The organism is Tumebacillus permanentifrigoris (assembly GCF_003148565.1).
In the GTDB taxonomy this organism is placed as follows: Bacteria; Bacillota; Bacilli; order Tumebacillales; family Tumebacillaceae; genus Tumebacillus; species Tumebacillus permanentifrigoris.
Window position 1 is genome coordinate 234,074 of record NZ_QGGL01000004.1, and the last position, 13,316, is coordinate 247,389.

The 13,316-nt window shown below is 54.7% G+C and carries 5 protein-coding genes; all 5 read right to left on the reverse strand.

Annotation, left to right across the window (positions count from 1 at the left end; all coding sequences use genetic code 11):
- Window positions 1–41 precede the first annotated feature (41 nt).
- Window positions 42–3,506, reverse strand: a complete 3,465-nt coding sequence (gene fabD / locus C7459_RS06220; RefSeq protein WP_109687464.1) for an ACP S-malonyltransferase — start codon at window positions 3,504–3,506, stop codon at window positions 42–44.
- A 73-nt stretch (window positions 3,507–3,579) separates the two neighbouring features.
- Window positions 3,580–7,350 carry a non-ribosomal peptide synthetase gene (locus tag C7459_RS06225; RefSeq protein ID WP_109687466.1) on the reverse strand — a complete coding sequence of 1,257 codons (3,771 nt, stop codon included), beginning with the start codon at window positions 7,348–7,350 and terminating at the stop codon, window positions 3,580–3,582.
- 39 nt (window positions 7,351–7,389) lie between these two features.
- The gene (locus C7459_RS06230; RefSeq protein WP_109687468.1) at window positions 7,390–10,824 is read right to left on the reverse strand and encodes a condensation domain-containing protein; all 3,435 of its coding nucleotides are present in this window, start codon (window positions 10,822–10,824) and stop codon (window positions 7,390–7,392) included.
- Window positions 10,825–11,162: 338 nt separating this feature from the next.
- Window positions 11,163–11,402, reverse strand: a complete 240-nt coding sequence (locus C7459_RS06235) for an acyl carrier protein (protein ID WP_170119308.1) — start codon at window positions 11,400–11,402, stop codon at window positions 11,163–11,165.
- Entirely contained in the window at window positions 11,399–13,306 is a 1,908-nt protein-coding gene (locus tag C7459_RS06240) for an HAD-IIIC family phosphatase (RefSeq protein ID WP_109687474.1), read from the reverse strand. Before C7459_RS06240 ends, C7459_RS06235 begins: the two co-directional genes overlap by 4 nt.
- Window positions 13,307–13,316 lie beyond the last annotated feature (10 nt).

Sequence of the window (13,316 nt, forward strand, 5' to 3'; positions counted from 1 at the left end):
ACTTCCTTCTCGAACAAAATTAGTACGACCAAGCGGCTTGCTTAGGCGAACTGTTGCATCTTGTGCTGCAGCAACTTTGCCGTTTCCGTCATCAGCTTGATGCCGATCTCATCGCAATGACGATTTCTCCAATTTTCCAGTTCCGTTCCCTTCACCCACTGGTTGAACGCACCGAGTGCCGGGCCGCAATGGATTTGGAAATCCACTTGTTTGTCTTGCTCGCCTTGAAGTGCGATCCGGGCGGAATAGTTGAAGTACCATTTGAAGAGCAAGGCCATTTTGTGCTTGGGATTGCTCTCGGCCTTTTCCACTTCCGGCTGTGGAAGCGTGCGTTTCAATTCGGCATAGAGATCGTCGAAGGTGCGTTTGAAGTACTTTTCTTGGATCTGCTTTTTGTCTTTTTCATTGATTTCGTCGAGGGACTGGTGTTGCAGGTACAATTCGTGCAATTTCTTCGCACGGGCGGGGAAGAACACGCCTTTTTTCATCACTTGGATGCGTGCCCCGAGTTCGAACATGTCTCCGGCCGGCGCATAGGCCGTGTCTTGAATGTTGATCTGTTGCAGCAGGTCTTTGACCGCGTTGCTCGTGCCCGCCTCGACGGTGCACTGGTTGATCGACCCGGTCAAGATGAAGTCCGCCCCTAAAACAAAAGCAGCCGCAGCCGCGTCCGGCGTACCGATCCCGCCAGCTACCCCGACTCTGACCTGCTTGTGGTACCCATACTTGGCCATCATCTCGTCGCGCAACTTCGTGATCGAAGGCATGATCACGAACGCATTTCCCCCATCGGTATGACCCCCGGAGTCGCCCTCCAAGCACAGGTCATCCGCCATCGGGATCTGCTTCAGCATGTGCGCTTGCTCGCGCGTAATTTTGCGTTGGTCGACCATTTTTTCCACGATATAGTCAGGAGCCGGGCTCAGGAAGTTCTCCGCAACCTCCGGTCGCGATACTTTGGCGATGATCCGGTTGTGTGCGACGACACGGCCATTTTCCATCGCCAAGCCATGGGCGCGGTACTTGATCAGCGCAGGTGTCATGCTCATGAAGGCAGAGGCTTCGAGGTTGCGCACGCCGTATTGCAGATACAGGTCAACGTGTTGCTCCTCACGCTCGGGCTGCTTGGGCGTGTGCAACAAGTTCATTCCGTAGGCTTGGCCTGCCGCTAATTCCCGTTGGATATAGCGGATCGCTTCTTCGGTCTGCCAGAGCTCGACACCGCCTGTGCCGAGGAAACCGAGCAGGCCCGCTCTGCCCATCCGCACAACCAGTTCTTTGGAAGCGATGCCCATCGACATCGCGCCGGACATGTAGGCGTATTTCACTTGATAGTCTTGTTTGAAGGCCTGACTTCCGAGCGACTCAGCTGCCAGTTGGCGGGATTCCTGTGCGGTCGGCGGCTCGAAAGTGTGCACAGGGACTGGCTCAAAATTGTGCACGGGCACCGGTTCATAAGTGTCCGCGGGTGCTGGCTCGAAATTGTGCACAGGCACCGGCTCGAAACTCTGCACAGGTGCGGCTTCAAAATGCTGTACAGGGACAGCCTCAAAGTGTTGCACAGGCACGGTCTCAACAGATGGCTCTGGCTGCGGGTCAGCTGCAAAAATCGTCGCCGCCGCAGGCGCCTGCTCCGATGCTTTGTCCTCTAGCGTGATGTAGATCGGTTGCGCTTCGGCGACCGTTTTTTTCAACAATCCAGCCAATACCTTGCCTGGGCCGATCTCTTTGATTTCGATATTCTCAAACCCCATGAGGACTTGAATCGTCTCGCACCACTTCACAGAATGTGTGATCTGCTTCACCAAATTGGATTGAATCTCTTCGAATCGGTAAGGTCTAGCGGTGACGTTCGCCAGTACCGGGATCTGCAATTCCGAGAATTTCGCCGATTGGATATGCGTCGCGAACTGCCCTTGGGCCTCGGACATGTAGCGGGAATGGAAGGCTCCGCTCACTTTCAGCGGGATATACGCGATGCCGGGGACCGCTTTGAACAGCGGATTGGCACGGTCGATATCTTCCTTGCGCCCCGAGATGACCAATTGCTTGGGCGTATTGAAGTTCGCGATGTCGATCCCATCCAGTTGATGCTCCGCCAACAAAGCCTGAATCCCTTGCTCATCCAGACCGACAACAGCCGCCATGCCTCCGCCAAATGCTTGGCTCATCAATTCGCCTCGCTTTTGAACGAGCTTCAGCCCAGTTGCGAAATCGAACGCCCCTGCGGCAAACAACGCACTGTATTCGCCGACGCTGTGTCCGGCGATCACATCCGGCTTGATCCCCGTCTCTTGGATCGCATCCAAGTACATCAACGAACAGACCGTATACAGGGCCGGCTGCGTGAATTGCGTTTGGCCCAATTGATCGTGAGGATCGTGGAGGCACAGTTCTTTGATGGAGTAACCCAGAATGGCATCCGCCTGGCTCGTGATGTCCGGGAACTTGTCGAACAGGTCCCCACCCATCCCTTTTTTCTGAGAGCCTTGACCGGGGAACACGAATGCTAGCATATGCTTCGACTCCTCCTTTACCGTCTTTTCCTCGCTTGCGTATTGCGTGATCAGCTTGTCTAGAATGTTTCTATTTTGCTGAAAAGGCGTTATAATAGGATGGGCAACATCTGTCCCAATCTCGGACTTTATTTTCTTCAGGAGATTGATGAGGGTTCCCGAGGGACCCAGATCCAAATACACACAATCCCGTTCCCGGTCATGTACATAGGACACCGCTTCGGCAAACTGAATCGGCTCCCGGATGACCCGCCAGAAGTAATCGGGGTCGAACTGCTGCACTTCCTGTCCGGTTAGGCTTGAGACAAACGGAATCTTCGGTTTGTGGAAGCGTTGTTTCTCCAAAAAGGCCTTGTACACCCCAGCCGCCGGGTCGATCGCCGTGGAGTGGAAGCCTTGGGTGACCGGCAACCGCAGACCGTTGACGCCTCTCGACTTCAAGGCTTGTTCCACCAACACCATCTTCGCTGCAGGTCCCGAGACAATAAAATGTTCATCATGGTTCACAGAGGCTAGATCACAGTTGTTGTAGATGACGGGATTGGATCGATAAATCGATTGATGATGCAGGACGGCAAGCATGCTGCCTTCTTCACAATAAGCCTCCAACAACCGGGCTTGTTCGACAACGGCATGCAACCCCTCCTCCACATCCCATACGCCTGCTGTTACCGATGCAGCAAATTCACCCAAGCTGGCTCCAATCACCACTTGGGGAACGATGCCATGCTCAAGCAATACTTGGGTGAGTGCAACCTCCACCATGAAGATCGCGATGTGGGTATGCAGAGTTCGTTGAAACGGTTGGGAGACCGTATGCAGGGGATTGTACAATTCGTCCAAAACGGACGTTCCGATCAAACTCTGCACGATCTGGTCCATGCGCTTCATCCAGGACTGGAAAACAGGCTGCTCCTCATACAAGGACTTCCCCATCTGATAATATTGGGACCCTTGGCCCGCATACATGAACACAATGGTTGGACTCATAGATCCTCCTTTTGGTAGCGCTTGACCATGACGGACTGAAGTTCCCCCGTCATGGTCAAGTGCTTCGAAAAAATTAGAGGTAGCATTGAATCTGGCTGTCTTCAATCGGGGACCATGCAAAGTCCAGTTGCTTCAGGAGAACTTCTGTCTTTTCACAGACCCGCTTGTACCCGAGCATCTCGGTGTTGCGGAGCATGAACAGATTCATCACAACGCTCAAAATGTCATTGCGTTGCGCCGAATCATCGAACTTCTCGCGCACCGTCTGGATAAAGGCCTCGAAGGGCACCAGCTCCACACGCGGTTGTTCCGACTTGATGACCTGTCCAAACTTGGCCCAAGAGACGCGGTTCGGGTTGAAGATGTGATGGTTTTGGTTGTGCAGCGCCGGGCGGTCGAACAGTCGAACGATCGCTTCTGCCGCTTGATCGACACCCGTCAAGTCCAGCACCTGATCGTTCAAGTCCGGGTACAGGCCCAGTTGATTCAAGCCTTGGACAAACGTGTGGAAACCGTTGCTCTCGATGTCCAGCATGAATTTGCCAGTGCGTGTATTCTGCGAGAGCGAGTTCAGGCGATAGATCGTGCAATTCAACCCGTCGGCCTGTTCCTTGCGCACCAACTTCTCCGCTTCGCCTTTGCTGCGCAGATAGTGGTGATCGATGGTTCCGTCGACATTTTCAATAAATTCGTGGAACACTTTGATGTCGGTGCCCGTGCCGATACTTGCCGTGGAAACGTGGTGGAAGTCTTTGCGTTGCTGCGCTTTGGCGAAATCAAGCGCCGCTTGTGTCGCCTCGACATTGTTCTTTTTAAAGTCCGCTTCCAAGCCGTAATGCTTGATCAACGCCGCCGCATGGATGACGCAATCTGTCTCGCGCGCCAGTTGATCGTATTCGTCCGCGCTCAGACCGAGATGCGGCTTCGTCAGATCGCCGGCCACGACATGCACCCGCGACCAATCCAGTTCCTTGCTTTGGGCTTCAAAATAGTACTCGGTGCGTTCGGTCAGGAGCTGGTGCGCCGCCTGATGCGTTTGCGCCCGCACGAGCACGGTGATCTGAGCCGCTGTATTGGCCAGCAATTCCTGCAGCAGATGCGTGCCCAAGTAGCCCGCTCCACCGGTCAGGAAGATATGTTGGTACGACTTGCGCGCCTCCAGATCCAGCCCTTGGTACGCGCTGAAACGTTCCCGGTATTCCGCAAGCAACCGCTCATCGGTCGCCCGAACCTCTGCCAACTCCTCGGCAGTCGGCGCTGGTTGGTTGAACATGTCCATAAATTGCTGGAAGTATCCTACGCTCTCCTGCAGTTGGACAGACAGTTCGGCAATCGTCGGGTAGGCGAAGATATCGTTAATCGAAAGCGTGTAGCGGTCACCCAAAAGCGCCACCAACTGGATACCCGACAGCGAGGTGCCGCCGATCTGGAAGAAGTTATCGTCAATCCCGACCGACTCTTTGCCCAGAATCTGTTGCCAAGCGTCAGCCAGTGCGCGTTGTACGTCATTTTCAGGAGCGCGATAAGCAGTTCCGGCCACCACTTGTTGGACCATTCTCTGCAGCGCGATGCCGTCGATCTTGCCGCTGACCGTCAGCGGCAGTTTGCTGACCTTGATAAACTGCGCAGGAATCATGTATTCCGGCAGTTTCAGTTTCAGGAATTCGTAGAGTTCCGAATGGGTCCAGTCCAGATCGCTCACCAGATAACCCGCGATCGATTTGTTTCCGTGCTCATCGGTTTTGACGATCACGGCTGCCTCGCTGATCTCGGGATGCGAGGTGAGCGCCGCTTCAATCTCGCCCAGTTCAATCCGATAGCCGCTGACTTTGACTTGGTTATCGCGACGACCCAAGCATTGGATCTCCCCGTTGGGCAACCAGCGTGCATGGTCACCTGTGCGATACAAGCGTTCCTTCCCGTCGATCGGACTCGTGATGAACTTCTCGTCCGTCAATTCCGGGTTGTTCAAGTACCCGCGTGCGAGACCTGCTCCGCCGATGACGAGCTCCCCGATCCCACCGATCATCTGCAGGCGATCCTGTTCGTCGAGGATGTAACAGGTGTAATTGCGCAGCGGTGCTCCGATCTTGACATAGGTCGAATCGTTCAGCACAGCGGCGGTTGCCCACACGGTCGCCTCGGTCGGGCCGTAGACATTGACGATGGCAGCCGTGGTCAAGACTTGCAGTTCCTTGAGCTGCTTGAGCTTCAATTCTTCGCCGCCGACCATGATCATCTTGACTTTTGACAACGCCTCGCGACCGGTCGGGTGGTTCAAGAGCAACTGCAAGCGGGACGGCGTGAGTTGCAACAACTCGATCTGGTGTTCCGTGATCAATCGTGCAATTTCCACGGGGTCCATGTGTTCGCGTTCATTCGCGATCACGATCTGCATGCCTTGGGAGAGCGCATACCACGATTCCACGACGAAGATGTCAAACGAGATGCTCGTCGCGTTCAAGACGACTTTTGGTGCCACTGGTTCGACGATCTGGTGAATCCCTTGGATAAACTCGACCACGGTGCGCTGTTCGAGTTCTACCCCCTTCGGCTTCCCGGTGGAGCCGGACGTGAAGATGATGTACGCCAGGCGCTCATCATTTTCAAAAACCGGGACGGAGACGTCCGATGCAGAGGCGTTCGCCTGAGCAGCCGCGTTTTCTGTGTTCAAACAGATATAGGCTTGGAAGTCTGCACAGCTCGACAGGAGTTCATCCAGAACGGGCGCTTGTGTCGGCAGGGTAACAGCTGCACGAATGCTCGCTTCCTCAAAAATGGTCTTGACCCGCTCTTCCGGGAAGATCGGGTCGATCGGAACATAAGCCGCCCCTGCTTTAAGAATCCCAAGGATCGCGACGTAGATGAAGGCCGACCGCTGCATATAGACAGCGACTGCTTCGTCCGGCTTCACGTGATGTTCATGAAGCAACTGATGGGCGACGGCATCCGCTTGGTCGTTCAGCTCGCGGTAGGTCAACTTCTGATCTTCAAAAATCAGCGCCACTTCATCCGGCTGTGCGAGCACCCGTTGCGCAATGATCTGCTCGACAGTTTGTCCAGCGTATTGGTGTGCCTCATACGGCTTGTTAAAGTTGTGCAGGATGGCTTGTCTGCTCTGCTCAGAGAGGAGATCCAGATCGGCCAGTTTCGCACTCGGATCGCGGAATACCGCTTCATAGTAGGCGGTGATGCCATCCATGAAATACTCCATCGTCTCCTGATGGAAGAGGTCTTGCTCGTATTCGAGGTGCAGGATCAGCTGTCCGTCCACATAATCAAAGCTGAACACGGAATTGGAAAGCACGCGCTCCTTGCTGGATTCCGATTGAATCGGCTTGAACAACACCAGCGTGTCGACTTGCGGCAACTCCGCATCGTGATGGATCAATTTGTAATTCTCCGCGATCAGTTGGAAGGAGGTCGTCTGGTGGCGGAAAGCTTCCGTGACCGTGTTTTTGATCACGCCCATCCATTCGCGGAAGGTCAGCTCTGGGTTGAGCTGGCTGCGCAACAGCAGCAGATTCTGCTCATCCGCATCGCTCTCGCTCTGCATCGTGACCGGGGCGCCGACCACGAGGTCGCTCGAACCTGTGTACCGGGCCAGCACATAATTCACGCCGGATAACAGAATCATGTAGACCCCGAGGTTGGAGCGCTGGGCCATCCCGTAGATTTTCTCGGTCACTTCCGCCGGCAACACGCGTTGCAACACGGCTTTCGTACCGCCCTTTGTACTCCGGGACCAATCGCTAGGAATTGCGGTCACCGAAACCTCGTCTTCAAACACTCGCTTCCAAAACTCCAAGTGCTGAGCATTCAGCTTTTCTGTCTTTGGACTCATCGTTTTTCTCCATCCCCTATTCCTGAAGTTCTTGTCTCTTTAAAATAAAAACTCTACGTTTTCAACTTCCACTTGTTTTTGGAAGATCAGATCGCTCTCCGCTAACGGTACGTCTGGATGGTTCACCAGATGCAGCAACAGCTCGTAGTAGTCCTGACCCCATTGCTCGATCGTCTGGGCTTCGAACAACGAGGTGCTGTACTCCCATTTGCTCGTGAGACCTTCCTCTGTTTCATACATGTAGAGCGTGATATCAAACAGCGCGACGCCATTGTGCGTGGGGAGGAGCTCCATCTGTAGCGATTGTGAGTTCATGACCGGCTTGTCCATATTTTGCAGCGAGAACGCCACGTCGAACACCGGGTTTCGGCTTAGGTCGCGCTTGAGGTTCAGGTTGTTGACGATGTCCTCGAACGGGTAGTCCTGATGCTCGAAGGATTGCAGGGTGTTGGCTTGTACTTGTTTCAGGAATTCGGTGAAGGTCATCTCGCGCCCCGCGTGGTTGCGCATCGGAATGGTTTGTACGAACATCCCGATCAGCTCGTTCAATTCCTTGACCGGTCGGCCTTGGACCCACGTTCCGATGATCACGTCTTCCTGACCGGAGTGCTTCGTGAGGAGCAGGTGATACGCCGCCAGCAAGATCACATAGGTCGTAACGCCCGTTCGCTTGGAGAACTGATACAGCAACTCCGTCTGTTCCTTGCCCAACGTGACTTGGAGGAGATCGCCTTCGAAGCTTCGGCGCTCCGGTCGGCTGTGATCGGTAGGCAGGGCCAGCACTGGCAGTCGATCCGAGAACTTGTCTGCCCAGAATTGCTCCAGCTTCTCCTGCTGACCAGCTTGCAGGCGATCGTTCTGCCAGACCGCATAGTCCTTGTATTGAATGGACAGAGGTGCAAGCTCGCTCTCCGACTCATACTGGTGCAACAATTCGTTGACGAAGATCGACATCGAGGTGCCGTCGGAGATGATGTGATGCATATCCAAGAAGCAGACGTGCTTCTGGTTGGTGAGTTCGGCCAAAGCCACGCGGATCAGCGGGGCTTTTTTCAGATCGAAGAGCTTGGTAAACGCCCGTAGCTCGTCCTGAATCTGCGCCTCCTCGATCGGATGCGAGTACATTTCAATCTCGACGTCCACATGATCATGAATCACTTGCATCGGTTCATGCTGGACGAATTCAAACGATGTGCGCAACGAGTCGTGTCTGCGAATCACTCGGTTCAGCGCCGCTTGGAACTTGTTGATATCCAAGCGTCCTTCGATCACCGCTGCATGCGGCATGTTGTACATCGTGAGTTGCGGTTCGAATTGCGTCATCACGAACACGCGGCGCTGCGAAGGCGACAAGGGGTAGAACGCTCGCGGTTCCAGACGTTGAATCGTCGACACCGAACGGCTGGTATCGGCCTGCACTTGTTCCAAGAACGCACAGAACTCCTGAACAGACGGATGATTGAACAGATCGACGATCGTCACATCTTGGTGGAGCGCATTGTTGATGTCGTTGACGATCTTGACGGCGACGATCGAGTCCCCGCCTAGTTCATAGAAACTTTCAGCTTCGTCAATCTCGTCGTAGCCCAGATAATGACAGAACAGTTCCTTCACGGTCTGTTCAAGCGTTGGGCCTGTTGCTTCTGGTGCAGCTTCCACCTGTGCCACAGCCGTCGCGACCGGCTCGTGTTCACGCACAACCGGCGTCTCTGTCGGTTGCATGCCAATCCAGCAACGGTGCTTCTCGAAGGGATAGACAGGCAAGCTCAGCTTGCGGTACTGCTGTTGGGCATAGAGTCGGCTCCACTCCAGATCTGTGCCCGCCACATACGCTTGGCAGAGTGCGGCGAGTCCGAGTTGATACAGCTCCGGCTGCGCAGCTTCGACAAGCTCAGATGCTGTGAACCCATAGTAAACCTCTGCGCGCTGCACACTGGCCAGCGACTGGTCACGCAACTGGGTTAACTTCTCCACGAAGTCGGCTTGGTTATGGATGACCATCGCGATGCGATGCTCGTAGTGGCCGCGGCCTGTATTCGCCGTGTAGCAGAGATGTTGCAGGTCGGCTTCCTCGCAACCTTTGACGACATCGAGATAGTCGCCAATCAGCTTTTGCAGGACAGATTCACTGCGGGCAGACAAGGTAAACAGCAAGTCTGCTCCCGATGGCTCGTCCACACGGCGCACGGCGGGCGCCTCCTCGAGGACGACATGACAGTTGGTTCCGCTGATGCCAAAGGAGCTGACCCCGCAACGCAACGGATGTTGTTGCTCCGTCCACATCTGCACCTGCTCCGCCAGATAGAGCGGCGAGTTGGCCAGGGATTCCGGCAAGGCTCGGTTGGATGCCAGATGGTGCATCGGCGGCAACTGTCTGTTTTTCAACGCCAGCACGGATGTGATCAGACCTGCCAGTCCGGTAGCATGTTGCAGGTGACCGAGGTGGGAAACCACAGACGTCACCGCACAGTGCTTGGGCGCATCTGTGTAGGAAGTCAGCGCTCGGTGCAAGCTTTCCAATTCGAGCAGGTCTGCCTCCGTCTCCAACGCACCATGTGCTTCAATAAAAGAAAGCGACGCAGGGTCAATACCGGCGTCCTCCCAGGCTTGTACCAACAATGATTCTTGCGCGCTCGCATTCGGGCCACCGATTGCAAATGACCTTCCATCCTGATTCACGGAAGATCCTTTGATCACAGCATGAATGTGGTCCCCGTCTGCAACGGCTTTTTCCAACGACTTCACCAAGACGGCCATCACGGCTTCCCCAGACCCCTTGCCCGCTGCAGCCGGATCTTCCAACGGCAAGAGATTCAACCATCCGGTGCCGACCACCGCTTGCTCACACTCACCTGCTCGAATCGACTGGCAGGCTTGATGCAAAGCGACCAACGAAGAAGAACCCGAGGTATCGATGACCATACTTGGTCCCCGCCAATCCATCAGGTAAGAGATGCGGCTTGGAATGAGCGAAGTCAAGTTGCCAAGCGTGGCTTGCACCCGATCCTCTGGTTGAACATTCGTCACCATCTGGCTGTACTTGTACTCTGGTGTTTCACTGGTTCCGTAAAAGACACCCGTTCGCGTGCCTTGCAGTTGGTTCCCACCATACCCAGCCTCTTCCAAAACGTGCCAAACGCTTTGCAAAAACAACCGCTGCGTGGGGTCCATGAAGCTTGCTTCCGCCTGCGAGAGGTGGAAGAACGCGTAATCAAATCCATCAATCTCTTCCAAGTAGGCTCGTTTCGCATAGCTGTTCCCGTCTCTTGCTGAGCCTCCGGTAGCTTGTACATAGTGGTCAATGGCCTCTCGTCGGTTGGCAGGGAGTTCCCGAATACAGTCCAGACTCCTTATCTGGTTCTCCCAAACCTGTTGCAATGACGAAGCCATCGGAAACGTTCCCGACATGCCAATGATTGCAAGATCACGTGCCTCTGGGGAATGTCCTGTGTAAGAATTATCCTTTTTACCCATGAGTGATTGACCGCCTCTTCCTTAAAAATCTGCTTTTTTACCGCTTATTAGTTAAGATCCAAATCAACGAATTGGTCTCGTAATATTTCCAAAGTGAACCTTATTTATAGTACCTCCTCCCAAAACTTATATCTTGGGTAAAGTTTACCATAGGATCGTCGTATTGTGAATGTTATTTTATTTAGGTTCTATTGAAAATTCGATAATTTATATCGCCTATCGGTGGACAACTATTGATCGCTTTTTCCCTGTGCATCCGGCGTTTTCCACAGGCATTTTTGAAAAAAAAAGAGGAGGTGAGCCTTGGCCCACCTCCGCTTTTTTGCAACCCTATGCCATCATCCCAGCAGGATCATGTTTTGAATCAGTTCAGTCAACGCGCCGATCGTGGTCACGCTCGCAAACTGCTCCAGCGACAACCGCACCTTGAGTTCCGCTTCAATGTTGGTCAAGATGCGCAAGGCGTTGACCGAGTCCCACTCTTCCAAATTGTGCGGTCCCATCGTCGGGCTCAACTCCGCTGGGTCCGCATCCAAAACATCCGCAATGATTTCGATGACTTTCTCGCTGGTTTTCACTGGATCGTCTCCTCCATTTCCGATTCGGTGTGCAGGTGAAGCCATGCCGGTGTTGCTCCGATCTCGTGCAAGTCGTGGCGGAAGATCTGGATCCCCTCCTGCTCTGCACAGGCCACAAACCCGTGGCGGGTGTAAAAGTCGTGGACGATCCTGTTTTTGGCGGTCGGGATGTACTCGGCAAACACCTCGCTGACTTGCGCGTCCTGGGCGAGACGCAGGATGTGTTGCAGCACCGCCGTCTCGAGGCCGCGCGAGAACACCCGGCAACTCAGCAAAAAGTTGCGAATCCACCAAGTTTCTCCGTTCGACCCTTGGACTTTCTCCACGATCACGCTGCCGACGATGCCATTGTCGCCAAAGCGGTCAGTCGAGCGGAACCCGCGCAACAGGAAGGAATTCGAAGTCGCCATCTCCTCCATCAGCGCTTCTGAGTATCGACGCGTCGTCATGTTGAATTGGTTGGTGCGCGCGTTGATCTGCGCCAGTCGGGGCAGGTACATGTTCGTCGGGGGCAACAGATGGAGATGAATATCCAAGCCGTGCAGGTAGTCCTCGACGGAAGCGACGGTGCTTCTGAATTGTTCGCGCTCCGCTTCTGCCTGGTAGGACTGCGTGCGGTGCAGGTCTTCCTGAGTCAGTTCCACGGTGTTGAAATACCCAGCTGCGAGCAGTGTCCGCACATACGTGCTGGGGTCTTCCTGCAGTTCCAACACCGTGACGGTCGGAGCCAATTCCCGCACGATGTTGCGTTCGAACGGGTTGTCATCGACAAATACCAAACTGTCCACACCGATGTTCAAGCCGGCGGCGATGCTTTGCAGATTCTCCGGTTTGGGGTCCCAGTTGGCGCAGATCCGCACAAAGTCAGCGGGGCGCAATTGCATATCGGGGTGCTCGGTCAGCACTTCCATCACATTGTCTGTCTCGTTTTTGCTGTTGATCGCCAGCAGTACGCCTTGGGCTTTCAAGTGTTTGATTCGCTTTTGGAAGTCGACAAAGATCTTGCCAGGGGCATCGCCGCCGAGCGCGATCCCGCTCAGTCCGTCATCGCCGATGACACCGCCCCAGAGCGTGTTGTCGAGGTCGAGCACGAGGCACTTTTTGCCCAGACCTGACACCGACCGCGCGATCTTCACACTTTCCCGCGCGATGCACAGCAACAGGTCTTCCGAGATTGTCATGCTCGCGTAGTAGGCGAGCCGCGGGTCGTTCAACGTGGCACTTGGCGCGTCCTGTTGCAGGACTTCAAAGTCCAGCGTGACCACTTGCTTGTGCCGATCGCTCAGGTGCAGCAGTTCCGCTTGGAACTTGCGCCACTGCACACTCAACCGCGCCTTGGATTTGTAGTCGAGAATTTCATGGTGGGTTTCGAGGCTCAGCGGAATCGTGTTCAGGACGAACAAGCTGCCTGAGCGCTGTTCAAACAGGGAGATCAACTCCTCCAACTGCTGCACTTTGCGCGGCCAAACGTCTGCCACATCCTCCACCGTCCAGCACTTGGGCAATTCGTCGGTCACCACATGCTCGTCCAAGAGGCACACGACCAGATCGGGTCGGAATCGATACAACTCGCTCTGCTCATCCATCAGTTGGTAGATGTATTGGTTAAAATCAGCGGTGTAGAGTTCCGGCCAGATGCCTTCCTGCAAGCACAACGGTCGCAAGTAGTTGGCAAAGGAGTGGCAGGTGAAATTGCTGAGGATCGCCACTTTCAGCGGCTTGAGTTCGGTGGTGCTGGCTTGCCAGTCCTGCACACGCACATCCTTCAAGAGGTTGCCGACCTTCTCCAGCCTTGCGGTGGACAGCTCGCTGATATGCGGGACAATTCCTTGGCGCTTGGCTGCCAACTCCCCGGTTTTCTTCCACGTGCGAATCGACTTCACCAGTTCCTGTTGATCGAGCACAGCGTACACC